General features: G+C 49.8%; 16 protein-coding genes and 1 pseudogene. 4 read left to right on the top strand and 13 right to left on the bottom strand.

Going from position 1 to position 26,154, the window contains the following annotated elements; all coding sequences use genetic code 11:
- Positions 1-151 precede the first annotated feature (151 nt).
- Genes HP570_RS19035 through HP570_RS19045 form a run of 3 tightly spaced genes read left to right on the top strand, consistent with a single transcriptional unit; the run spans position 152 to position 2,638 of the window.
- Positions 152-640 carry a MerR family transcriptional regulator gene (locus HP570_RS19035; protein WP_007728132.1) on the top strand — a complete coding sequence of 163 codons (489 nt, stop codon included), beginning with the start codon at positions 152-154 and terminating at the stop codon, positions 638-640.
- A gap of 13 nt (positions 641-653) precedes the next feature.
- On the top strand, positions 654-1,094 hold the full coding sequence (locus tag HP570_RS19040; RefSeq protein ID WP_173626756.1) for an SRPBCC family protein: 441 nt from the start codon (positions 654-656) through the stop codon (positions 1,092-1,094).
- Positions 1,091-2,638, top strand: coding sequence for an MFS transporter (locus tag HP570_RS19045; protein WP_173626757.1), 1,548 nt, complete (start codon positions 1,091-1,093; stop codon positions 2,636-2,638). The genes HP570_RS19040 and HP570_RS19045 overlap by 4 nt, the downstream gene beginning before the upstream one ends.
- Before the next feature lie 259 nt (positions 2,639-2,897).
- On the opposite strand, the gene HP570_RS19050 is transcribed toward HP570_RS19045, so the two are convergent.
- The 9 genes and pseudogenes from HP570_RS19050 to HP570_RS19090 form a co-directional block, all read right to left on the bottom strand.
- Positions 2,898-3,800 (bottom strand): Ig-like domain-containing domain, encoded by a 903-nt coding sequence (locus HP570_RS19050; protein ID WP_173626758.1) that lies wholly within the window; start codon positions 3,798-3,800, stop codon positions 2,898-2,900.
- 198 nt (positions 3,801-3,998) lie between these two features.
- Entirely contained in the window at positions 3,999-4,517 is a 519-nt protein-coding gene (locus tag HP570_RS19055) for a ribonuclease FAU-1 family protein (RefSeq protein WP_173626759.1), read from the bottom strand.
- Positions 4,518-4,634: 117 nt separating this feature from the next.
- A complete protein-coding gene (gene bcaP / locus HP570_RS19060; protein ID WP_305852631.1) occupies positions 4,635-6,056 on the bottom strand; it encodes a branched-chain amino acid transporter BcaP in 1,422 nt (473 codons plus the stop codon).
- 117 nt (positions 6,057-6,173) lie between these two features.
- Positions 6,174-6,648, bottom strand: a pseudogene (locus tag HP570_RS19065) (DinB family protein).
- 331 nt (positions 6,649-6,979) lie between these two features.
- Positions 6,980-8,503, bottom strand: a complete 1,524-nt coding sequence (locus HP570_RS19070; protein ID WP_173626760.1) for an Ig-like domain-containing protein — start codon at positions 8,501-8,503, stop codon at positions 6,980-6,982.
- A gap of 173 nt (positions 8,504-8,676) precedes the next feature.
- Entirely contained in the window at positions 8,677-12,504 is a 3,828-nt protein-coding gene (gene addA / locus HP570_RS19075; protein WP_173626761.1) for a helicase-exonuclease AddAB subunit AddA, read from the bottom strand.
- On the bottom strand, positions 12,473-15,970 hold the full coding sequence (gene addB / locus HP570_RS19080; protein ID WP_173626762.1) for a helicase-exonuclease AddAB subunit AddB: 3,498 nt from the start codon (positions 15,968-15,970) through the stop codon (positions 12,473-12,475). The genes addA and addB overlap by 32 nt, the downstream gene beginning before the upstream one ends.
- A 15-nt stretch (positions 15,971-15,985) precedes the next feature.
- Positions 15,986-19,636 (bottom strand): AAA family ATPase, encoded by a 3,651-nt coding sequence (locus HP570_RS19085; protein ID WP_173626763.1) that lies wholly within the window; start codon positions 19,634-19,636, stop codon positions 15,986-15,988.
- Entirely contained in the window at positions 19,633-20,874 is a 1,242-nt protein-coding gene (locus tag HP570_RS19090; protein WP_173626764.1) for an exonuclease SbcCD subunit D, read from the bottom strand. Before HP570_RS19090 ends, HP570_RS19085 begins: the two co-directional genes overlap by 4 nt.
- 172 nt (positions 20,875-21,046) lie before the next feature.
- On the opposite strand from HP570_RS19090, the gene HP570_RS19095 reads away from it, so the two are divergent.
- On the top strand, positions 21,047-21,796 hold the full coding sequence (locus tag HP570_RS19095; RefSeq protein WP_173626765.1) for a hypothetical protein: 750 nt from the start codon (positions 21,047-21,049) through the stop codon (positions 21,794-21,796).
- Positions 21,797-22,297: 501 nt separating this feature from the next.
- Here the strand turns inward: HP570_RS19095 and HP570_RS19100 are convergent.
- From HP570_RS19100 to HP570_RS19115, 4 genes are all read right to left on the bottom strand, one after another.
- Positions 22,298-23,212, bottom strand: coding sequence for a COX15/CtaA family protein (locus tag HP570_RS19100; RefSeq protein ID WP_015893211.1), 915 nt, complete (start codon positions 23,210-23,212; stop codon positions 22,298-22,300).
- Positions 23,213-23,334: 122 nt separating this feature from the next.
- Positions 23,335-24,270, bottom strand: a complete 936-nt coding sequence (cyoE, locus tag HP570_RS19105) for a heme o synthase (RefSeq protein WP_015893212.1) — start codon at positions 24,268-24,270, stop codon at positions 23,335-23,337.
- A gap of 38 nt (positions 24,271-24,308) precedes the next feature.
- Positions 24,309-24,767: a DUF420 domain-containing protein gene (locus HP570_RS19110; RefSeq protein WP_015893213.1), complete on the bottom strand. Its 459-nt coding sequence runs from the start codon at positions 24,765-24,767 to the stop codon at positions 24,309-24,311.
- Between the two features lie 43 nt (positions 24,768-24,810).
- Positions 24,811-25,683 (bottom strand): cytochrome c oxidase assembly protein, encoded by an 873-nt coding sequence (locus HP570_RS19115; protein ID WP_173626766.1) that lies wholly within the window; start codon positions 25,681-25,683, stop codon positions 24,811-24,813.
- Positions 25,684-26,154 lie beyond the last annotated feature (471 nt).

Genomic DNA, 26,154 nt, shown 5'->3' on the forward strand with positions numbered 1-26,154 from the left:
AAGTTTTAGACTCTTAGGGTTATGAAACGCTAACGGGCAGGCTTAAGTTCCCTCTGGCAAAAAATTCATATGGGTCCTTGACCATTACGTAACGTAACGGTTTATAGTGAAATTACCGGTGAAACGCTAGCGATCAAGAAAGGGGCTGATCATGAAAAGTCATTGGAAAGTCGGAGAACTTGCGAAAATGGCGGGAATTACGATACGGACTTTACGTTTTTACGATCAGATAGGCTTGTTTTCGCCATCCGGCTATTCGCCATCCGGATACAGACTCTACACCGAAAAGGACATTTCACGCCTACAGCAAATTTTGTCCTTAAAGGAGTTGGGGCTATCGCTGGAGCAGATTAAAGCCGTTATGGCCGGAGACCAGCTCAGCCTGTCGGACATTGTTTCCATTCAAATAGACAGCCTGAAAGAAAGTATCCGCATGCAGCAGAAACTCTTGCATGAGCTTGAGAATGTGTCGAGTCGGATGCAAAGGAACGAACCGTTTACCGTTGAGCATTTCATGAACATCATACGAACGATGAGAATGAAGCATGAGAAATTTTTCGCCGAGAGAAAATCGAGTATGGATCGCCACCTCGACCGACTTGGTGAATATTTAGATGAGCATCCGGAAGAACCCGGATAAGGAGGTTTCGACTGTGAGTGAACGATCTGCCAAACATTCCACATTTGTCATTGAAAGGAACTATAAGCATTCCCCTGCTCGTGTATTCGCTGCATGGGCGGGTCAAGCAGCCAAAGCCAGTTGGTTTCCTAAAGCCGAAGAATTCGACTTCCGCGTCGGCGGCCGCGAATTCAATCGTGGTGGTCCGCCTGGGGGACCCGTTTACACATTCGATGCCTGCTATCAAGAAATCGTTCAGAATACGCGAATTGTATACTCTTACACGTTGGACATGGAAGACAAGCGGATGTCTGTCTCCGTGACGACGGTCGAATTCGATTCCGTAGACGGCGGCACACGCTTGGTCTATACCGAGCAGGGCGTTTTTCTGGACGGTCTCGATACGCCTGAACAGCGTGAGCACGGAACAAAGGTGATGTTGGATCGGCTCGGAGAGGTTCTCGACGCCCAATGAAGGCTGCTGCGCTTGAACCGAGTCACCAGGCCGGTTTGAACGAATGGATTGGACTTGCCGTGCTTTCCTTGCCTGCACTGCTCGTTTCAATCGACTTGTCGGTCATGATTCTCGCACTTCCTCACATAAGTATCTCTATCGGCGCTGACAGTACGGAACAGCTCTGGATCATGGACATATACGGCTTCATGCTCTCGGGGTTTCTGATCACGATGGGCTCGCTCGGAGATCGGCTCGGACGCCGTAAGCTGCTGATGTTCGGTGCAGCCGCATTCGGTTTGGCTTCGGTGTTGGCTGCTTACTCCAGCACCTCCGGGATGCTGATTGCAGCACGGGCGCTGCTTGGCATAGCCGGGGCAACGGTATCGCCTTCGTCCCTGGCATTGATCAGCAATATGTTCCGCGATCATAAGCAGCGTTCCCTCGCCATAGGCATATGGTTCATGTGCTCCATGGGAGGCATGGCGCTTGGCCCAGTAGTCGGCGGGATGATGCTGGAGCATTTTTCATGGGGTTCGATTTTTCTACTCGGCGTTCCAGTCATGGCGCTGCTGTTGTTGACTGCAACCCATCTTCTGCCCGAATATCGGGATCCCGCACCTGGTCATTTGGATATGACTAGCGTCATGCTGTCGATGTGCACCATTCTACCGACAATATACGGCCTAAAGGAAATCGCTAAGCAAGGTCTACATATCTTGCCGCTCATTGCCATCGTGGCTGGCGTTGTTTTCGGGACGTTATTCGTAAGACGGCAGCAACGATTGGACAGTCCGCTAATGGACTTGCGCCTATTCGCAAACCCCGCCTTCAGCACAGCACTGGGCGGCTTGTTCGGCATCACTTTGACAGGTGCTTCCATGTTCTTCATCGCACAGCATCTTCAATTCGTGGAAGGACTATCGCCGCTTGCGGCAGCGATGTGCATGCTTCCGGGAGTTGTTGCGTCGATGGCAGGCATGTTGTTGTCGCCGATCATCGCTCGGCGGGTCCGACCGTCGCTCCTTATCGGGGCAGGACTTGTTGTCTCGGCGACTGGTTGTATTTTACTGTCTCAAGTAGAGGTGGGATCCGGGCTCACAACCCTGATCATCGGTTATATCTTTTTTCATGTAGGAGCCGCCCCGTTTGCGAGCTTGTCCAGCGATATCATTATCGGCTCAGCCCCGCCTGCAAAAGCAGGTTCGGCAGCGTCCTTGCTGCAAACGAGCGGTGAATTCGCATTCGCACTGGGTATTGCTGTATTAGGCAGCATCGGAACATACGTGTACCGCACTCAAATTGCCAGCTTCATACCGGGAGATGTTACGATGTTAACCTCCGCAGCCTCCCGCGAAAGTCTTACTGGGGCAGTCACGACAGCTAAAGCTTTACCCGAACCTATTGGTTCAACACTTCTTCATGGCGCCCAGATAGCATCTACCGACAGCATGCATGCTGTTGTGGGCGTTAGCGGCGGGCTCATGATCGCTATCGCCATACTCACCGTGATCAAGCTTCGGCATATCCCCCCCATCGGGCAGAAAACGCCAGGTGAGATGTAATGATCCGTGGCAGTCTAGGACTTTATTTTCTCGTCCCAGACTGCCGCTGTCTCATGTATGCGAGACATCCTTTCAAACCTAGTCAAACATCCCTGTAACGATTGTAAACAAAGAAGTCGTAGGAGGGATTCAGGAATGAATGAAAAAAGGGCCGTCTCTGGAATAGAGACAACCCTTCTATCTTTAACATTTCACCCTATACACTTGTTGCCCTTTCCAGTAACAGTCGCAACAGAGGTGTCAGAAGAAGATGCTTTTTCTACTCAACCTCTGTTGAAAGGTCACCAAATTCTAGATCATCCCATCCACCAGATGGGGTGCCTGTTGAAAACAAGGAAAAATATTTATAGCTTTCATTCCCTGATGTATCCTTTACTGCTCCTTGGGCTACATCTATGTAGTACTCTACATTATTTTTTAAAGGCGCTTTCGGTTGGATCGTTACAGTGTCATTACTGACAGTAAAAGTTGCAGGAACCTTCGCACCATTGTCATTCATTAATAGGAATTTCTTTGTTCCACTTATCACTTCGCGATCATACTTAATTGTAATAACCGCATCTACATCCACTTTTGTTTCCTCTCCATACGGCTTTACATCGATTACTATAGGCGCTTCGTTGTTGCTGGTCACAAACTGTAATAAATACTTATCGATCGATTTAGTAGAATCAATGGTGCTTACAATTGCTCCTTTGTCAATCTCGATCGCATATTTCGTATTGGATTCCAAAGTCTTGTCAGGACGAATATAGAGTGTGTTATTTCTAATCTCCAATTTTCCGCTGACTGGTGATTTTCCTTCAACCTTATAGAGCGATACTACTGTTGACGGATCATTGTCAAAAGTAATTGGCACCGGGAATGTTAGCGCAGGTCGAATGTTTGTAGGAACATCTGTCTGCGCAATAATAGGATTAGAAACTGATACGAACACATCCCCAGGCTTTGGAAAACTGATTAGGTCGTCGGAATTATACGTGCTATCAAGTTGGTATTCACTTTTGAATTTCGCGTCATTTTCCACTAGCTGCTCATCATCAAGGAACTGATTCGGTACACCAAGCTCTTCTTTCTCCGATTTTGCTGATACGCTGTTGCTGGTTAGCGTTAAACTGAACATGAGTGTTACTGCGAGTAAGGATTGAACTAATCTCTTCATACTTCTCCTCCTACATGGTTTGTTTGTTCATAAAAATCGTATTTCATTTTTCAGGCGTAACATACAGTTTTTTACACGAAATAAAAATATGGTTATTTTGGACTAGGACAAGCTCCGAGCCTCCGACTCCACTCCAAAATGCGGTACGTCGACCAAAAAAAGAACGAAAGCGACAACCGCCTTCGTTCTTCCATACGTTTATGCAAAAAAATTCGGAAAGTCAAAGTCATCCCGTTTGCCCGACAAAATATTTCGTAATAAAAGATCAGCAGTCTCAGAAGCAAACTGATGATACTCGCTCGTGATAACGCCTTTTTTCAATGCCTCATCGAGCTCATCCTGATCAAGCAGATATACTTCTCCTGTCGGCAGTACCACGATGTCGAGGTACAAATCGTCATACCAGATATGTCCGTCCTCATCCTTGCCATGCCCCCGGCAAATATCAATATACCACTGCACGGTATTCCCTAACTCATCCATCATTTTCGTAACAGCATAGGCTTGGCCATGGGGAAAATACTGCAAGTACACATATCCTCTATCGCCCACACACAGTAGTTGATCCCCGACAGGCATGTAGGCAGGCTCACTTACTTCGTCCAGAGTCAGGCGGACAGTATACCCTGAGAAAGATAAAGATTCTACCCATTTTTGCTGGTAGCCCAATCGCTTCACGCGTCTCCAACCAGGTCGATCTGCTCGTTTTCGCTTCATAGCCTGCCCTCCCTCGTCGTTTAGGTTGTTTTTACTCTACCATGAATAGGATCGTTTTGTCAGATAGCAAACAAAGACATGCTCACGTTGAACATGCCTAAACGGATGACCTGCCATTTATGTTTGGGAGGAGTCGTCTTTTGTTGCCAATCGACTGTGTTTGCGCCCATAAAGAAAATAGACGATCGCTCCTACCGACAGCCAACCGAGAAATCCGAACTTGGTCAGCGTAGGCAGGTTGAAAACGAGATATCCGCAAAAGAGAACCGAGAGCAAGGGAAAAAGCGGAACAAGCGGGACGCGAAAAGCCCTCGGTAATTGCGGATGTGTACGACGCAGTACAACCACGCCAACCGAGACCAAAATAAAAGCAAACAGCGTTCCGATGTTGGTGAGCTGGGCCAAGCTGGAGAGGGGCAATAATCCACTGAAGGTTGCTACTAATACAGCTACGACAAGCGTGCTCTTTTGCGGTACCTGTGTGCGGGGATGTACGTGCGAGAATAGCTCAGGGAGCAAGCCATCTCGGCTCATTGCAAAAAACATCCGGGCTTGTCCGTACATCATGACTAACAAAACGGTCGTGATTCCGACGATGGCTCCCAACGAAATGAAGCCTGCTACCCAGTCCTGATTGACATAGCTGAGCGCAAACGCGACCGGATTTTTGACATTTAACAAATAGTACGGAACAATCCCTGTCAATGTCAGTGAAACAGCAATGTACAAAATTATGCATACGAGTAAGGACGAGATGATCCCAATTGGCATGTCGCGCTGGGGATTGCGCACTTCTTCGGCGGCAGAAGACACCGCATCAAATCCGATAAAAGCAAAAAACACCGTTGCGGCACCAGTCGCTACTCCCGCAAAACCAAACGGCATGAATGGACTCCAGTTTTCCGGCTTGACATACTTGACCCCAACGACGAGGAACAGGACCACTACCGCTACTTTTATTAACACCATGATGGTATTCAAGCTCGCTGACTCTTTCGTCCCTTTCATCAATAAAGCTGAAATGATGACAATGATGAGGACCGCAGGTAAATCAATGATTGTTCCTTTCGATGCATCAAACGCACTCGTGAGCGCATGCGGCAGGTGGATGTTAAACCCGGCTAGCAATCCCTGAGCATACCCCGACCATCCGCTTGCCACTGCAGCACAAGCCACTCCGTATTCTAGAATCAAGTCCCACCCGATCATCCATGCGACAAACTCACCAAATGCGGCATAGCTGTATGTATAGGCACTTCCTGACACCGGAACAGTCGACGCAAATTCTGCATAGCAGAGTGCGGCAAACACACAGGCAAGTGCCGCAATAACAAAAGACAAAACAAGTGCCGGTCCAGCGTGCAAGGCTGCGGCAACCCCCGTTAGCACAAAAATCCCTGTTCCCATGATCGCACCGATGCCCAGCATTGTCAGGTCAAAAGCACCTAATGACTTTTTGAGAGAGCTTTCTTTTTTATTCACCTGCTCCAGCATTTGCGCAACTGACTTTTTTCTCAGCAATTGATTTTTCCATGACATCATGTACGACCTCCCAAGCGGGTCATTCGCTTCCAACCGAGATTGAAAACAGTTGGAGTATGATCCGTTAAGAGGAAAATTATGCACAGGCGCAGCTTGGATCGAGGTTTGTTAGAGCTACCTGTGCGTTAATCCACGCCTAATGACATTGGCGGAAACAGGGGTAATCCCGAGCTCCGAGCTCTCTCGCCCAAACAGACAACTGTCCCATGTGATGAATCTCGTGGGCGATAACATGACGAAGCAGCTCCCCCTTCGTGTACACTTCATCATCCCAGGCGACCTTTACCGATTCGCGCTCCCTCTCGTCTGACCAACTCTCGATGAAATCACGCAATTCTGGGCGCCAGGCATCTGATAGCTCTTTTACTTTTTCTAGCGTCTTGTACGCTTCGAATGTCACCTGAACATCCGGCTTTCCCTGTATTCCCCGAAGCCAGCTATACTCTACGTCAGCAATGTGAAACAAGGTGTACAAAATCGTGCCAGCCCCAGCTGTACGCTCGCGCAGCAATTCTTCTGGTGGAAGCTGCTTGCACCATTCCATCCACTCGTCCCGTACCTGCCAGTTATATTGGAAAAGCATCTTCATTGAGTTCACTCCTTATCTATTTGAGTAGATGAGTAGGAAAATTCTAACTAATGATAGCACATACGTTCTTATTGTGTGAGATTTTTAGTGGTGGGCTTCTGACAGTAGTGGTCGGGAGAAGCCCTGCCACATGTTTTCGTAGGCTGTGATCTCTTTCGGCTCCTAAAACATAATGAGGAACAGTTCAAAGCAGCTTCTGTACACTGAAAATAAAGTATTAGACCGGAATCCCTTATGGTGCAAGGAGTTCCGGTCTTCTATATCACTAGATATTTGAGAATTAGTTCTAAACTCAACGTAAGAATAAAGTAATCAATGGCTCAATGATGTTTTAATGTTTCACAGGCTCGATGTTAACAATCATATCGTGAAACATTGCTCCCCTTGGCCCTTTTTTTACATTCCCTGTTTCAAAAACCACCTTAACGAATGCTCTTACAGTCTCTCCTGTATCATTTGTTTTCAGTAGAATGGCACGCCAATCTTTTGTTATTTTTATATATTCTTGGCTCGATTCTGGTACTTCTACCCATGAGACTCTGAAAGATACTTCTTTATTTGGTATCATACCATCCTTAAGTTGTACGATTCTGTCTGTAATGTCTTCCCCAACGGTCACTTCAGGAGTAATCGTTGCATCATCATTGTACTTTACCTTTTCTTTTCTGATTATATCAAATGCAATTTCGGAATCGATTATATCATCTAGTCTCTTTTGGACATCTTCCCTAGATTTAAAAGGTTCTTGCGCAACAGTTGCAATCGCTCTCCTATAGACAGAATTTTTTATATCATCTGTCAGTTGTTCAAAATCTTGAGGAAAATTAAGATACAACGCAGGAGAATTCAACGCTTCTCTCATCAATTGAACGGCGTTCATTAGTTCGCTTGAATCTTGCCAATCTTGCCAGTCTTGCACATGGATTGCATTAATTTTCGCCAAAGCCTTAGCAACGTCTTCATCAACAAGGTTTATTACTCTAACCGTAAGCGTAGTACTTTTTCCACCATAAGATATCGTAACATTCGTGCTTCCTTCTTTTACTCCCGTTACCTTCCCTTCGAACACAGTCAAGAGCGTTTTATCTTCTGGCGTATAATCTGCTACTGCTGAAACGACATTTTTCCTTTTGCCGTTATATATTGCCTCTACATATACGTACTCGCTTTTGCCGACTGGCACTTCAATTGATTTCTGTTGCAGTACCAATTTGGAAGGCTCTTTGCTTATGTGGACTTTTACAGACATACTGACAGTTTTTCCGCCATACCGCGCATTTACGCTTGTTGTTCCTGGCTCCATTGCGGTAATCAAACCTGCTTCTACAGAAACTTTTTTGTTCAATGAAGAAGTCCAGGTTGCTTTATCGGTGACGATTTCCGAGGTTCCATCGTTGTAAAACACTTTCAATTCCACTTGCTTATTTTTATACTGTTCCAACTCAATATTTTTACTATCCAATATTTCTAGTTTGCTAATTTCCTTCGTTTCTGTGACTTTTACACTTATTGTAGTAGATTTTTTTTGGTACTCAGCTTTTATAGTGGCAGTCCCCGGTGCTATCGCAACAATCTTACCATTCTCTACAGTTGCCACACTCCGTTTGCTGCTTGTCCACTCTGCCTTATCAGTTACCAATTCAGTTGTTTTATCTCTATAGACAGCATTTAAATCAAGCTGTTGTACCGTATCTTTTATCATTGATATTTTTTTGCTGCTTACGATCAGGGATTTTATCTTTTTTTCTAGACTTTCTTCTGCCGAAACATTGCTTATTGTTCCAAGTAATCCGGCTGTCTGTGCACCGAACATAAAGATGGTTACTGCTACGATAATGGCTAAAAACCGTTTCATCTTTAACTCTCCTAGAGGTGTAATAGTTTGGATTTCGTGTAAAAGAATTCTATCAAAGTGAACTATCTTATACAAGAAGATTAAACATCCTTAGACTAAGCGCCTTGAAACCTACCTCAGCAGTTCTAATAGAAAAAGACCACCAGAGCTATTAACCCTGACGGTCTAACATACTAATCCATGCTTTCATCCGAAAACGAAAGAGAGAATCCACCTGAGAGTAAATAAAGATAACTAGACACGTTCCCTTTTGGCTTGATGATCTGCTTGATCGCTCGGACGTATAGCCTGATCTGGCCTTCGTATCTTCGCTTCATCTCTTCAATGGCTTCGGCAGTCGCCTCTTTTGCCATCCAATCTGTCTTGAAATCGATCAGAACCAGGCTTCCATCCGGTTCCTCCAACAGGCAATCAATGACCCCTTGGACGACAACCTTCTCGTCGCTCTCTTCACCCAACTCCGCTTCTACTTCATAAGCAGGCAGCACGAGGGTAAATGGCAGTTCTCGATGCACGACCGCCGCCGACTTCATTCGCTGCCCCAAAGGATCAGCGAAGAATCGAGCGATCTGAGGAACGTCTACAGCTTGTACCTGCTCGTCAGTCAAAAAGCGGTGCGCCGCGAGTGCCGTCACCTGCTCCCGAATATCTGCTTCATCCAGCGGGCGCTTCAAATCGAGATGCTGGAACACTAAGTGCGTAATTGTCCCTTTTTCTGCTGCTGTCAGTCGATTGGATTTTTGCTCAGACAAAAACTTTGGTTTTTCCGTAATCGACGGAAGTGTAAGTGGCTGTCCGCCTTTGCTGACTTTGGCATGTCGCTTGAGTTCGCTGACACTCCATTTTGCAGCTACGCGAGGCGCAATTGGATGCGGGTCCTGCCATCCTAATCTCTTTTCGACAATCTCTCGCAAAATGTCATCAGACGGTCGTTCCGCGATCGCCTCTCGCCTGGTCATGCGCTCCCACAGTGACGCCTCGTCGTTGGCCGACTCTCCTTGGGCTCGAAGCTCATCTGCCTGATAGAAGTGAAACGACCAGACCGAATCATCCGGCACACTTCTGACTCTCACGACGTCTCCTGAGCCTTGCTGCTCTGGATATGCCCGCAGCAATCCTGCCCCAGGATGTCGCAGCATCGCACGCCCTACCCAGTCCAGGTATCCCTTTGCCTGAATCAAGTCTTCGTCACTGAGCCGCTCGCTGTCATCCTGTCTGCCCCAGTCTGTCACACTTTTTGCGAGATCCTTGGATGAACCGACAAGAATGAGCTTCTCGCGTGCACGCGTCAAAGCCACATAAAGCACACGCATTTCCTCCGCCAGCATATCCCGACGCAGTTTTTGCCGGATGCCCAGTGCAGCCAGACTCGGATAGCGCAGCTGCATGGAGGGCTCAACAGCCATCGGGCCAAAGCCCAGATCTTTATGCAACAAAAACTGGCTTTTCAAATCCATCGTATTAAACTGCTTGCCCATACCCGCCACAAATACAACAGGGAACTCCAGCCCCTTACTTTTGTGGATCGTCATGATACGTACGACATCCTCGTTTTCCCCGATGGTTCTTGCTTCGCCCATATCATTGCCCGCTTCTTGCAGGCGGTCGACAAAGCGCAAAAAGCGGAACAAACCACGATAGGAGCCAGCTTCGTATTGTCTCGCACGATCATAGAGCGCACGCAAGTTAGCCTGTCGCTGCTGACCGTTTTCCAGAGCCGCTACATAATCGAGATAACCTGTCTCCCGGTACAGCATCGTCAGCAGTTCTGATAAGGCACCTCTGCGAGCCTCTGTCCGCCATAGATCCAATCGGCCAAAGAACTGCCTCAGTCTTTTCTCCCACGACTCTTGGGGCGGGCGTTCTTCTGCATATTGGAGAACAGCTTGGTGAAACGGCCCTGTCGCGTAGTGAATGCGGATTTGAGCAAGTTGCTCCTCCCGCAAACCGACGATAGGTGATCGCAATACAGCTGCCAATGGAATGTCTTGAAGCGGGTTGTCAATGACACGCAGTAAGGAGAGCATCGTTTCTACCTCAGTCGCCGCAAAATAGCCCGCCGTCTGCTCTGCATACACAGGAATTCCTGCTGCGTGCAGCTCCTCTTGCATCGTCTGCCCCCAGCCTGAGGTCGCACGAAGCAAAATAACGATATCGCGATAGGCCAGCGGGCGCATTCCCCCAGCCTTTTTATCGAAAACGAGTAGCGGCTCTTCTCCCTCGCCCGGCTCCATCCAGCGGCGAATACGGCTGGCAATCAGGCGTGCTTCCAGCTGTGCCACACTCGCTTCCTCTGCGGAATCTCCATCGGGAATACCTGCTTCGCCCTCATCTGTCGCCTCTGCAACTACTGCCTGACCTTCGTCTGCTATCACTGTATTCCGGTCGATCAGATGCATCTCTGCCTGCAAACGGTTCGGCTGTGCTTCAGGATAAGACGCGCGGTTGATCAGCTCCGCCGAAGGATCATAACCGATCTCACCTACCCCGTGAGACATGATCTGACGAAACAAAAAGTTAACAGCATCTACGACTTCCCTTCTACTGCGGAAGTTCGCCGCTAGATCGATACGCCGTCCGATGCTCGCTTCGTCAACATCACCATCTTTTTGATAGGTCACATATTTTTCGAGAAACAGCTTCGGCTCTGCCAAGCGGAACCGATAAATACTCTGCTTCACGTCACCCACCATGAAGCGATTCGCTGGGTGACCATTCGCTCCGTCTCGGGAAACCATTTGCAAGATTGTCTCCTGCACGAGGTTAATATCCTGGTATTCGTCTACCAGTACTTCAGCGAACTGTTCGCGCAATTGAGTGGAGATAGACGAAGGAACAGTCTTCCCAGACTCATTCGTTTCGGTTAGAACACGCAGAGCCAGATGCTCCAAGTCGCCAAAGTCGACCAAGCCACGTGAGCGCTTCTCCAATTGAAAAGCATCCGAAAATGCTGTAACCAGCCTAGCCAATGTCTGCATGTGAGGAGCAATCCGCTGCAAGTCCGCGACGTACTGCTCGGCTGGCGTAGAAAAGTACTGCTCGATTTGCTCTGCCAGTTCCTTTTTCACACTGTTTCGCAGGTCTTGCACCTGTTCCTTCACGAGCGGATCTGTGCCTTTCACCGGAGGCAGCTTGGCAAAAACAACTCCTCGAATCGCTTCGACGGTCGCTTCCCAGCCATCTCTGCAAGCCGCTCCTGCACGGTGCAGGGCAGCGGCTTCCGCCTCAAGCAAAGGCAAATAGCCAGCAGGCCCTTCCGGTGAGCCAGCCAGAAAAACTGCCCTGCGCATCTTAGCGGTCATTCCACCGAGTGCCAGCTCCACAGAACGCAGCACGCTTCTACTCCACTCCAGCCCGTCCAGGCCGTTTTTATCCTGAACCGTAAACATTCCTGCCGCTTCCCCAAGCCATTGTTCTGGTGCCGGATGACTGCGCGAAAACTCATACAGCCTGAGCAGCAACAGGGTGAGGGCATGGTCATCCTGACCGTCCAGCATCACATCAGCTAATGCATGAAAATCCGCGTCATTCTCATACCATCTCTCCAGCTGTTCCTCCAAGACATCCTGACGCAAAAGCTCCCCTTCCATCTGATCGGCAATGCGAAAATCAGGATCAAGTTCTATCAGATAGTAATACTGGCGCAAAATCCCCAAGCAAAACGAGTGAAGTGTCGTAATCGTCGCCCGCTGGAGCAGTGCCAGTTGTCGGCGGAGATGAGAAGAGTGCGGGTCATCTTTCAATGCTTTTCGCAAGGCATCGCCAATCCGGTGACGCATCTCTGCCGCTGCCGCATTGGTAAAGGTCACCACCAACAGTCGATCGACTCCAACCGGATCCTTCTCGTCCATGATGCGTCGGATAATCCGCTCAACCAGGACTGAGGTTTTCCCAGAGCCAGCCGCAGCAGCCACCAGGAGATTATTCCCGCGCTGAATAATCGCTTGCCATTGCTCGTCCGTCCATTGCTCAGGCTTGGCCTGCAATTGTTGATCCACCATCGGTCATACCTCCTTCTCCTGCCATCTGCTGCTCTGCCAGCATGCTCCATATTTGCTTGTTGTTCCATTTGGCAAGCTGTCGGTGCTCATTCCCGCCCGCATCTCCATCAAACTTGCATACCGGCTTGTACGAACAGTAATCACAAGCGGTCATCGTCCCGTTCGTGTACGGTTCGATCTGAATTTCCCCGTTGGTCATGCGCGTACTGATTTGCTTCACAGTATCGCGAACATAGGAGGTCAAAGCTTGGAATTGCTCGACTGTTGCCACGGAGGATCGTGACGAAAGCGTTCCGTCCTTTTTGATTTCAAATGGCACCAGCTCTGACGCCCCTTGCTCTACATAGCCATCCATCATTCGTGCCAGCTCTGGGTCTGCGAGCATCAAGCCTTTCATGCGCAAACGCTTTGCCCGCTCCTTTGCCGCCTCGTCTGCCGTTAGCAAGCGTTTTGCCGTCACAAAAGGATCCGCTACCTGGTAGTAGAAAACGCCTCCCATTTCAGCTTTTTTCCCCAACCATTCCTCGGCATTTGCCACGACGACATCCAAATAGACGAGTAGTTGCAAATTCAGACCGTTCCATACATCCGAGAGAGATAACTGCTTGGGACTGGACTTGTAGTCAATCACGCGCAAATACGGGACCTCACTATCCAGTGATTGGTCAACACGGTCAATCCGTCCGATTAACTGAAGCTCCACGCCATTTTCAAGCGTTAAAGCCAATCCCGGCAAATCTGAATTTGGCCCAAACGAAACCTCCAGCCCTACTGGGGCAAAACGGCTGCGCTTCGCATGCTCCCCAAGTACGTAAATCGCACGTCCAACGGCTCGCTTCAGCTTGCCGGACAAATAACGATACCGGGCTGTCCGCGTCAAAATACTGCTGCGAGTCGCAGGAACCAGTTCTTCTACAACCACGTTTGCCAGCTGCATGCTATTGTCTTCCGTCAGCTTGCTCCACTCTAGATTGTCTTCGTTCATTTTTTCAACGGCTCGCTTGAGTGAAGCGTGGAACAGCTCTCCCACATCGAAACGCTCCAGCTTGTACATCGTTCTCTCCGCCAATCTGAGACCGTGGGAAGAAAAATGCGAGAACGGACATGACTGGAACCGCTCCAGACGAGATACGCTCATTTTTAGTTGTTTGCCGTACAAAGTCGTGCTCGTTTCCAAATCCAGCTCCTGAGGTCGGTTGAAATAGCGCAAGCCGGACAAAAGCCACTGCTCCCGTTTGACATCGGGAGAAGCGCGAATATACCAGTCGTATACCTCCCACCAGAAGTCAGGCAGCTCTCCTGTTTTCTTCATCGATCGCAATAGCGTCAAAAGGTGGCGAAACACACGTCTCGGATGTCCGAGCAGGAATGCATCTGTCTCGTACTGCCCCGTCGGTTCGTTATAAAACACCTGATGCAAAATATCCGGTAGCACTTCCCGGATGCGGGTGAACACAGAGGACGGCAGCAGTGCCTTGCCCTCTTCATCCGCCAACGCACAGCTCAGGATCAGCCTCTCCGACGGTCTCGTCATCGCCTGGTACAGCAGGTAAGGCTCAGCCATCAGCTTTTGCTTTGCACTCGGTGCCAGAGACATGCCCATTTCAGCCAGTCGCTCACGTTCCGCCTCATCCAAAATTCCTTCTTCTTTTGGACGCAACGGAATAATGCCCTCGTTTACACCAAGCAAAAACAGAGCTTTGACATCCGGTTGACGGGAGCGCTCCATGGCCCCGATCAGCACCTGATCCAGCGCCGGAGGAACGAGTCCCAACTCAATCGTCTCCAGACCGCTGTCGAGCACACGGGCAAATGTCGCCAGATCCATGCTCTCGTCACCCATGACCTCCACGACCTGATCCATCAGCTCGATCAATCCTGTCCATACTTGTCCGTGCACCTGTGCTGCATCGAGATCGCCGTCATTTTCCGCCTTTCGCTGCCAATGCTCCAGCTTGTTAGGCACATCCAGCGCGATCAAAAGGTTGTACAGGGCAAGAGTCATTTCCTGTACGTTTTGGCCCGTTGCTTGCTTCATCTCTTTTTCAAAGGACAGGAGCGGCGCTGCGTATTTGCGTCTCAACTCATCGATTTGCGCGTCTTCCTCAGCGCCTGCCTGCCCGCGGAAATGCCAAGGAGATTCTTCGGCCCATTGATAACCAAAGACACCATGAGCCAGCACGTAGTTTTCCAGCCGGTCGATTTCCTTCCGGGCTGTATGCTCATCGGTGATATCCAGCAGGAGCAGGTCTGTTTTCAAACAGCGGAAAACCGCGTCGTACCGCCACCTCGTAACAATGACCTCCAATGCCGATCGCACCAGCTCTACCAAGGGATGGTGCATGACGGAGCGCTTCTGGTCCAGGAAGTGCGGGATGCCGTATTCGGTAAACACAGCCGAAATCTCATCAGCGTACGTCCCAATTTCCCGAAGCAAAATCGCCATATCCTTCCAGCGATATCCCTCTTCTCTCGACAGAGTCAGGAGCTTCAAGGCCACAGCCTCTACCTCTGCCCGCCTGTTCACTGCTGAGAGCATTGTCACCTCGTCCGCTCGTCCGGGCTGATCCGGGATCGGTGGGTCTCCCCATTGGAAATACACTTGCTCGACTTGACGCAGCCACGGACTGCTCTCGAATCGTTGTGCCTCGGTCAATAAAAGCGGCTTGGCGATGGATACACCCGATTCACGCGCCATCAGTGTCAAGGCTTGATACGTTCGCAGCGTAGGGTGAAAAAGCCCCAGTTCATCCACAGAGGCGTCACGTTCATTCGGGTCAAGCGTCAGCGCAATCGTCACTTGCTTGGCGTGCTGCATCAACTGCTCGATCAAGCGCAGCTCTTGATTCGTAAACCCGGTAAAGCCATCGATAAATATTTCAGCCTGCTTGATGTACATGGAATCACGCACCATCGTGGCCACTCGGTTCAGGATGTCGTCCGCATCACAATACCCCTCTGACAAGTAAGCCTCGTACGCATTCATAATCAAGCGAAGGTCATTTATTTTTTGATTGAGATTGGCTCCTCCCCATTCCACATTCTCGGAATGGGTGAAGGATACCCCATACGATTTGCACTCGCTAATCAAGCGACCGAGCTGAGCAGCAAACCCAGGCTGTGTCGCCGAACGCCCGAATACGTTCAGCTCCTCCTTGTGCCGCTCCAAAAGCATGCGCAAAACCATATGCTTACCCAGATCGTCGACAGGCACGGTAGTCAGATCGCCCAGCTCCTGCATGAGCCTGTGAGCCAATCGACCGAAGCTGAGCACTTGCGTCCCTATCACACCGCCCAGCTCTGGCAGTGTAGCGAGCGCATACTCTTCCTGAAAGCTTGCCTGTTCCGGCACGAGCAGAATCATAGGCGAACCCAACGGCTTTTCCCGCAGCCGGGCTTGCATCTGCCGATGAATCGATTCTGTCTTCCCCGTCCCTGCCCGTCCCAGTATAAATTGGACTGCCATGATTTTTCCCCTTCCCTACTCCATTTCCAGATGCAGCATGCTTCCTTTTCCCATCGGTTCTGCTGGTGTCACGACCAGACGACGCGGCATGCGCACACGTATTTCCGGGACGTGGCTAATGACCCCGATGGTGAAATCGTCCATGCGCAGTCGCTCGAGCGCATCCATAACGACTTCCAAAAGCTCCGGATCGAGTGTTCCAAAGCCTTCGTCCAGGAAGAAAAACTCCAGGCGTCCGCCACGCATTTGAATCTCCATCGACAGGGCAAGAGCCAGCGACAAGGAGGTCAGGAATGTTTCCCCGCCAGACAATGTGCTTACTGGACGGCGCATTCCACCGGCTCCCTCATCCCGCAAAACAAATTCGCCCTCGTCGCCGATTTCCAGTCCGTAACGATTGGCGGTCATCCGCTTCAGGTGATAGGAAGCGTCTCTTGCGATTGATACCAGTTTTTCCTCCGCAATGAACTGGACAAACGCCTTAGCTTCAAACAATTTTTTCAACTCTTCCAAGCGGCTCTGTTCATCCTGCTGCTGTAACATCTCTTTGTGAAGCTCTTGCCATTTGTCATGATTTTTTTCCATGCGATCCACATGCTCTTTGGCGACAGCGACTTGCTTTTGAGCCTCCTGGAAGGCTTGCTCCCATTGATCCCACGCCTCTTTTGCGATGGTGAGCTCTTCCTGCGTAAACGAACGGCCTGCTATAGCTTGTTGCAGCCGTTCTTCCTCATAACGAAGCTGCCCTGCGATTCTCGTGTAAGCCTCGACTTGCTCCTGTGCCTGTGGCAATTGCTCGCGCTCTGCGTACCGTTCCCGTACATACTCGACAGTGCCGAGACCTGTTTCCTGCAAGCCTTGGTACAAGGTCTCGTGAGCTTCCGTGCGTTGCCGCGTGAGGATCGCCAGCGTCTCCGAATACTTGACCAAATTATTTTGCACCGTTTCCCGCGCTTCGGAGGTCTCTTTGCGCTTTGTCTCTGCCAGCGTGACTGCCTGACGTAAGCCGAGGAGAGAATGCTCTACCCGCATCAAACATTCCTGCGCAGTAAGTCCTCCCGTACGCTCCAGCCATTGAGCATGCTTTTGTTCCCACATGCGCTTTCTATCTTCCAGCTTTTCCTTCAGCGCCGCTTCCCGTGATTTTCCCTCTACCTTGCGCGACTTGGCGGCTTCTACCTGCATCATCAGCTTTCCGCGCAACGCTTCTTTCTCTGATCGCACCTGCTGCAATTCTGCCAAACGGCGATCTGATTTTCCGATTTCCTCGTACCGCAGTTCGATTTCCTCAATGGGAAGCTCATTGCGCTTCGCGTCCAGCTCTTCTCTGGATTGCTTTTCTTGCATGGATGCCGCGTCCAGACGCGCTTTATTGTCATGGATCGCCTTCTGTGCCTGTTCGAGCAACAGCGAGCTCCGCTCCATCAAGCGTTTCTTTTCCGCTTCTTCCTCACGCAGGGCCTCCAGCTGCTGCTGTAATTGCTCACGCTCTGCTTTTAGCCGCTCTCTTTCCGCTTGCTTGGCAATCAGTTCTTTTTCCTCGCGCTGATAGACAGCGATCAGCTCTTCAAAAGAATCCACGATCCAAGGCTGTCCGTAGCCGCTGCACTCTGCCTTGATCGCTTCCAAGCGCGCGTCCAGCTGCTCCTGTTCAGCCTTTACGCTTGCAAGGCGCTCATCAAAAGCAGCAAGCGCTCCCTTTGCTGCCAACCAAGCTTCCTTGATCTTGCCTGCTTCTTGTTCAGCCGCACGCAATGCCTCTTCTGACGCTTTGATTCGAGCACGCAGGGCATCACCCTCCGTTCCCGCTTCAGATGCTTTTGTATGGTTCTGGTGGCCGTGTGGGTGGTGTTCGGAACCACATACCGGGCACTCCTTGCCTTCCTCTAAACGTTCGCGCAAAAATCGCGCCATATTTTCCTGCTGCCAGCGTTCCCATTCCTGGCGCAGCTCATCTCGTTGGGCCAGTTGACTCTTCACAAGTGCTTCGCTTGCCTCTACCGCCCGAGTCAGCTCTTGATTGCGCTCCTCCAACTGCTTACGCTCCTGGACGATATGTTGCGACTTCTCCTGCCAGGCTGAGAAAGCCTGCAATACTTCCCGCCACTGGCGACCTACCTGCTTCATATCTGCCAGGACATTTCTTGCTTTCTCCCATTCAGCTTCGCTCATCAAAGCCGAGTCGGCTGGTGCTGCCAGCTCTTCTCTTTTTTGTGCCAAACGATTCGCACAAGCTTCCCAACTGCGTTTGTGCTCATCGGCAGTATGGGTTGCCGCCTGAATTTGCTGCTGTGCTGTGAGTTGTTCTTTTTCCAGCTCACGTGCCTTGGCATAGTCCCGCTCCCACTGCTGCTTCGCTTCTCTGGCTGCTCCTATTTGCGCTCGCTTTTCAGGAGAGATCGTGACCTTCTTCATCTGTTCTTGCAGATCCGCCCACGCAAGCTCCCAGTTTTTTAAGTCGGCCTCATCCTTTTCCAGCTGTTGTTCTATGTTGGTCAAGGCGACTGACACTTCGTTCCATTCACGTTCCAGACCTGTCCACTCTTCCCGGATCGCCTTTAGCTCCTCTTCCCACTCCTGTGCCTGTACCAGCCTGCCCTTTTGCTGAATCAGTAACGGCTCCTGTACAGCCAACTCGGCTTGAACCTTCTGATACGCTTGCTCTGCCTCCTCTACAGCCAAACGTGCGCTCTCCTGTTGCTCGCGGCTTCGTTCCAATCCCGCACCGGTTGCATGCCATTCCTGATCCAGGCGCTCATATTGCTGGAGTAATGGCCACAGTCGAATACTCGACTCCCACTCGCGAATCTTTGCAGTTAGAGCTGCCATTTCCGCTTCATTTGCTCCCTGCTGCTGTAGTTGCGCCTGGACGTGCACTAGCTCCTGATGCCATTGGTTAAGCTGCTCCAGCTCCTTGAGCTTCCCTGCCAGCTCCTGTTTTTGCTGGGTGAATTCCTGCTCTTTTTGCGCAGCTTCCTCCCACGTTTGTCTCGCCAGCTCCAAAGCTTCCGGACCTGCGTCACCCAGTGCTGCACTCGCCAGCTGCAAGCGATGCATCTGTTCCTTGACCTGCTCTAACGCGTGCCGTACGCGTTCACTCAGCTTTTCCCCATATATATGTAGGCGGAACATTCGTTGCAGCATTTCATTGCGTTCACTGCCCTTCAGCGTCAAGAAGCGAGAAAATTGACCTTGTGGCAAAACGACCGCCCGGGTAAAGTCCTGCAAAGTGAGACCAATCAGTGCCTCAATCGCGGCTGTTGCGGAAGTGGCTTTGGACTCCAATACGACATCCGGCTCTCCGTTCAAGGCTCCCGACTGAATCAGCCTCACTTCCGGTTGTCGCTTGTTCCCCTTTTTATCCAAGCCAAATTCCCGTTCCACCGTATATTGCTTGCGCTCATCGCCAGTACCCAGCTCAAAGGTAAAGGAAACGAAAACACGCTGCTCCAGCTGGTTCAGTACTTCTTTCGGATGGTTCCCCCCGCCCAGCCGGACGACCTGTCCGTACAACGCAAGCGTGAGGGCGTCCAGGATCGTCGATTTCCCGCTTCCAGTCGGGCCGAATATCCCAAACAGTCCCGCCTGACATAGCACTTCGAAATCGACCTCTTGCATTTCTCGGTAGCTGTGCATCCCTGCCAGCTTCAATCGTATCGGTCTCACTCTTCTTCCCCCTCTCCTCCGGTTTCTGCCAATAGACGCTGGAACAAGGCTACGAGCTGCTCATCCGGCTCTGCTCCCCGTCTTCGTTCATAGAAGCGCTTGAACAATTGATCGGACGAAAGCTCTGTCAGCTCGACCCGCTGTTCCTCTTCTTCCTCACGCTCTTCCCTCACGACAACACGCTGTATTTTCAAGAAATCATCCGATAGCTTGCGGACACGCTGAAATTCTGCCGGGTCGATCACACCAGACACATGCAGTTCCAAGTCAATCCACGCCCCTGCATCGCGTCCCTCTTCCAACCAGCGCTCTACTTGCTCGATTCCCTCTGTCGCCCTCCAACGTGCCAATGGCCGTGCGCTCGTCAAATAAATGATCTCCTCACGCACTTCTTGTCCCGGCTCCACCTCGACCAGTACAACCGCCTTGCTCTGTCCTGCTTCAGAAAAGCTGTACGAAATCGGTGAGCCGCTGTAACGCACCAACGGCTTGTCACTGAGCTTTTGCAGTCGATGAAGATGGCCGAGTGCCACATAATCAGCGTTCTTCGGAAAAGCCTGCGGCGATACAGTCAACGCTCCCCCAATTTGAATCGGTCGTTCGGAATCCGTTTCTTTACCGCCCATGACAAACAAGTGACTCGTGACCAGATTGACCGTATCCTCGCGAAAATGAACAGACAGATCGGCAAGCAATTGTGCAATGCGCTCGGAAAAAGCAAGCTGCATCTGCTCCTGGGTAAAGCTTTCGCTCAACAGCTCCTTTAATCGCGATTCAGAAGGATATGGCAATGCCAAAATGATCGCATTCGCAGAGCAACCAGGAATCTTCATTTCCAGCCAAGAAGGTCCTCCCTGCACAATTTGCACGCGATCAGCCGATGCTTCCTGTGTCAGCAATGGCGCTTCCTTCGGCAACCCCAACAAAACGATCCCGTGCTTTGTCGCAAGCGGCGCTGCTGCCCGCACCCGCTCAGGCTGGTCATGGTTCCCGGCGATCACGACAACACCTCGCCTGCCTTCCGAAGACAAGCGCTCCAATGCATCATAAAAAAGCTCTTCCGCCCAAGCAGGCGGATTGACCGAGTCGTACACATCCCCAGCAATGAGCACCAAGTCCACTTCCCGCTCATCCGCTATGTGACAAAGCTCGTCCACAAACGCCGCTTGCTCAATGCGGCGATCCCGCCCTTCCAGTTGCCGCCCGAAATGCCAATCGGCTGTATGTAATATCCGCATAGCTACTATCACTCTCCACGATCATGTGTTTGCTTTTCATTGTAACAAAAGACAGCGCTGTTCGCGGTTGAAATTTACTCCACTTTCCCGTAACTTTTGCTCCTGACTGCTCGTCTTCCAACTGAAAGGGTCATGATTGATCGATCTCATCCCGGAAAGGAGCTCGTTACCGTTGCGTAATTCCCGCCTGTTGCTCAACCTGACAGTAGGACTTGCCGCCTCCAGTCTCGTCCTCACTGCCCCCTCTTCCCTTGCCTCCAAGGCGCCTACCAAGACCCAAGTATTGGAGTGGATTAACAAGCAAGCCAAAGCGCCAGTTGTTACCGACAACTTTGATTTTCAGCTCGTCAATCTCGATGATGATCCAGAACCAGAAATTGTCGCTAAGCATAACGGCAGCGTACACATCGGTAACATTTACATTTTGGATCAGAAGCCAGATCGCACATATGCCCTTATCGCGGAAGAGAACTGGAACCCACCGCGCCTGCAATTGGACCATTGGGACTATACACATGAAGTAAATTCCTCTGAGATCGACAAGAACGCGGAAGATGAACCACGTCTGCTCGCAGGAAAACGGGTTTTTGAAACAGTCCAGCACACTGGCGGATCAGGTGTATCAGTATACGAGGCGAATCTGTGGTATTTGGACAAAGGTCGTCTGGTCAAAGCATGGGAAGGGCTGCTGCGGGAAACGGTTTCAGTGCCGGGTGGTCAACTTTTCCGGACTGTCGGCAGTTTTCAAATCGTACATAATGACGAAGCAAAACCATTGCTCTACCACTGGCAAACGAAGCAGGAGCTAAACCCGGATACAGGTGAACTACTGCCGGGCAAGCCCGAGACTACTTTGCAAATGTATCATTGGGAAAATGGTGTTTTTGTTCCACTGAATGTTGAAAAACCGTCTGGGCAATAGCCTGACGGTTCGGTTTTTAAATGCGTTGACTTCTATCCGTTGTAGTGGGGAGAAGTCCTGCCACATGTTCTCCAGTCGCCTTTTTCCTCTCTGCGTTCGGGCGGTCTCCTTCCGAACATGTGACAGGACTTCTAACAGCTGTGTATTTGAGCCGATGCTTTTACATCATTGTGAAAGTATGACAAGGAGCTTCTTCAAGTTATTCGCAAGGTGTTTAATAAAAAGTCGCGTAGGAAGAAGTGCATTTCCAGTCCAAGCGCCTCTGGAGCCCTACCCAGCGCAGAAATGAATGGCAGGGAATTTCAGCTTCACTTATGAGATCCTCCCTCGAAACTTCAACGTTTGAAGCGCTCCTGCCATTTATTTCTTAGCGGACAGTGAATCCCCCCTTGCGGGGCGTAGACCGAAGCGCAGACTGGAAATGCACTTCTTCCCCCCACCACAGCCACATCAAATAAAACAAAGCTGCCCTCCCACGAATTAGGAGCGCAGCTTTTCCTCTTATCTTCTCAGCTTTTCATTTGTCGGTGACTTCAACGTCTGCAAACACATGTAGCAGATGATCCCGAACAAAATCGTAATGATCATCGAGTGCGTCAGAGTAGCATACAGGTGAAGCTTGTAGATAATTACGAAGCCGCCGCTGAACACCTGCGCGATGCAAAGAATAAAGCTCAGGATACTTGCACCGTACAAGTCACGCCGTTTTTCCTTGAAATGGCGTATGCAGTAAATCATTGTCCCCAACAACAAGAATCCCAACACCAACGCAGCGATTCTGTGTGCAAAATGAATACCAGTCTGTCCGTACAACTCTGGGATGACCTGTCCCTGACACAGTGGCCAGTCACTGCATGCCATACTTGAACCCGTATGTCTGACATACGCTCCGAGATAAACGACCGCGTATGTATAAATAGCGACGAACCACATCCAGTTGCGGAAGCCTTTTGAGACGGTCGTTTTCACCAGGCTTTGCGTTTTTTCCCGCTGATAAACGAACACACTCAACAAGAACACACCTGTATAAGCAAGCAAAGAGAATCCAAAGTGTAGAGCCAAGACAGATGAGGACTGTGGCCAAATAACGGCAGAAGCGCCGAGAATGGACTCCACTACGATGAAAAACAAACCAAAAATAGCGAGATTGCGAACTTCTTGGTTGTTTTTGTAATAGCGCCAGCAAAGTACAGAGAAAATCGCGACAACAATACCGGCAACACCTGTAATCAGGCGATGAGAATATTCAATAATGGATGCCAACGTGTATTCCGGAACCCATTTACCGTTGCACAGCGGCCAGTCATTTCCACAGCCGAGTGCTGATTCTGTCTTTGTAACAAGCGAACCGGCTACCATCACGATAAACATGATCAAGGTAGCAAGAAAAGCTAATGGCTTCAGCCATTTTCCCATAGTAAGTCACCCTGTTTCTTGTGAGGATCAAACAACACCTCGTTCTATGTCCTCTTTTACGATAATGAAACATCCCCTGCTAAGCAAGGGATGTTCCGTGAACATTTAGTGAGTGTTTCGTGTCAATAATAGTTGACCATGGTACTAATGACGATCGCTGCACAAAACACTGTCAAATAAAGGATGGAGTAGCCGAACAGTTTGCGTGCCCAAGCAAGATCATCCTTGGTTTTGAACCCTTGGAAAAGCAGAACCATGTACACAATCCCCATCACACCCATGACGAGCAAATACACAAAGCCTAGGCTACCGTGGATGAAAAGCAGCAAAGAAGCCGGGAACAACACCGAACCCCACAGAACCATTTGTCGCTTCGTCTCGGCAAAGCCTTTTACTACAGGTAGCATCGGCAAATTACCTGCACGGTATTCTTCTGTTTTTAACATGGCCAACGCCAAAAAATGGGGAGGCTGCCACAAGAACAAAACCAGGAACAACAGCCAAGCAGTCATGTCCATGGTCTCTGTTACTGCTACCCACCCAATCACGGGAGGAGCTGCACCTGAAATACCGCCAATCACCGTATTGAGAGTTGTCACTCGTTTCAACGGCGTGTAAATCAGCACGTAAAAAATGTGGCCGATCAATCCCCAAACCGCCGCCAAGGGATTCGCATAAACAGCCAGCACAGTAACCCCTGCCAAGAGCAGGCCAATTCCTAAGAGGATTGCGTTACGTGCTGATATTCTTCCAGTCGCTACCCCCCGATGTTGCGTCCGCTTCATTTTTTTGTCCAGATCACGGTCGTAGAAATTGTTTAATGCCGCACCCGACATAATGACCAAAGCGGTTCCCAGCATGGTGAAAAAAGCCAGTTTCCAGTTCGGATAACCGTAGGACGCTAACCATAAAGCAGCAAAAGTAGTCATCAAGTTTGACAGAGTGATACCTGGCTTCGTCAGTTGTACGTAATCCCGAAAGGTAGCTGGCCCTACCGGCTGTGTCTGCAAAGAAGCATCGGCATCAAGCGATTCCTGCACGGTCATTTGCTGGTCCACGTTTTGTACCTCCTGTTTCCTTCTATCTGAACATCCGATTACTTACCAAAAATGACATCCAGCACGCCAGACGTCTCGCCACCTGGATAAATCCAGTACAGTAGCAGATAAACCGCAGCTCCCGTAATGGATGTGACAAACCAGACAATGGACGTCCAAGGACCGATCTTCCGATGTGAAGCATAATTTTTCGTGTAAGCGTACCTGAGTGTAATCAGACCCATCACACCACCGACTGTTGCCAGGACGATGTGGAAGAACAAGAACGTCTGATAGATTGGCTTGATGCTATCAGGTCCGCCAAAATGCGTGTTTCCGATAAAAGCCGTTCTGGAAACATAAGTGATAAAGAAGATCGTGGCACAGATTGCAGCCCATTTCATAATCTTCATATGCTTATCTACTTGCTTTTTTGCAATGGCATACCAGCCAATCGCAACGAGAATTCCGCTAATAACGATAAAAGTCGTACTTACCGTAGGCAAGATGAGCCCCATTTTTTCACCTCATTCAACAAACGTTTCTGCTATTCGCGTATATTTAAAAAGTCGGCTTTTCAGCACCGAAAGATTGATCCATCGGCAAGTCGTCCTGCTTCTCTGCCTTGTACCAATGGTAGAAGACATAGGCCAGCACACAGCCATAAACAAGCTCCTGTACCAGCTTCATAATGATTCCGCCAAGACGCTGATCGTTAAACGCATCGAGGCTCTGGAATAGCTGTGGAGCAGCTATATACGTAGCGTACAGCGGTTCCGAGGCAAAAATAATCAGCGCACAGGCTGGCGTAATCAAGACACCGTTTGCAAAAACGTACGACAGTTTTTTCAATCCGGCCAGTTGTCGCTTGTTATCAGACAACGGACTCACAATGGGCCACCACATTGCAAATGCGGCAATCACGAGAATGATATGATAAAACGTCATCCACTCATGGTTGATCGCAACGGCATCAAATATAAACGGAACATGGTAAAACGAAAACAGCGAGTTGAACAACAGCGCTGCCACTAACGGATGTGTCAAAGCGTTTAGGATAAGCTTCAGCGCTTTCGGACGGAAAATCCTGGCCAAAAGCCATTCAGGCATGGCCAGAAGCATGAGCGGTGGCAGAGCAAAGTACAAGATCGATTGTTGAAGCATGTGTAAACTAAACATGTAATGATGGCCGTAATAACTGATAGGGCTTCCTTGTGCAACGTAAAACAACACGATTGCCAACACGAAAAGCAATTTTTGCTTGCCAGTCGCCGGTGTAGCGTTTTCAAAACGTTTATGCATGGGACCTGTTAGAAGAAAGTAGACAGTAGTCACGAGCAACGACAAAAGCATCACATCCGGACTCCATAAATCCGAAAAGGTTGCTGATCCGGTAGCCGGTGACATCTCGTGCATTTGATGTGCATTTCCCAAGTTTATATCCTCCCTTCCGAATGTGAAATCTTGGACGTTGCCGCACTCGCTGGGCGTCGTCATATGTACATTTTGTTTCAATTTGAAATACCAATTTTTATCTATTAAATGTTGCCCTTGATCCAATCTCCATTATACCGTTTATTCCCTTTTTCTTTGAAGACAAAAATGAACAAAGTGTTGAACAATACAATTCGAAAAATTCACATAAAATCCATTGTGAATTGAGTCATCATGGTGGAGGAGAAGAAAAAGCACAGTTCTCTCCGACTCTGACACGCCCGCAAGAGGGATTTACTGTCCGTCTCCACTTCCAAAAGGGGACCGTCGAGCCAAAGCCACCCTACGGGCGGAAGTTTCTCAGGGAAGAAGTGTTCGACAAGCGTGGTCCTCTTTTGGAACTTCCGACTGGGGAGGCTTTGTCAAGTTCTACGAGCCCTGTGCTTTTTCTTCTCACCAGCTTTGTTTGTT

The organism is Brevibacillus sp. RS1.1, assembly GCF_013284365.1.
GTDB lineage: Bacteria > Bacillota > Bacilli > Brevibacillales > Brevibacillaceae > Brevibacillus > Brevibacillus brevis_D.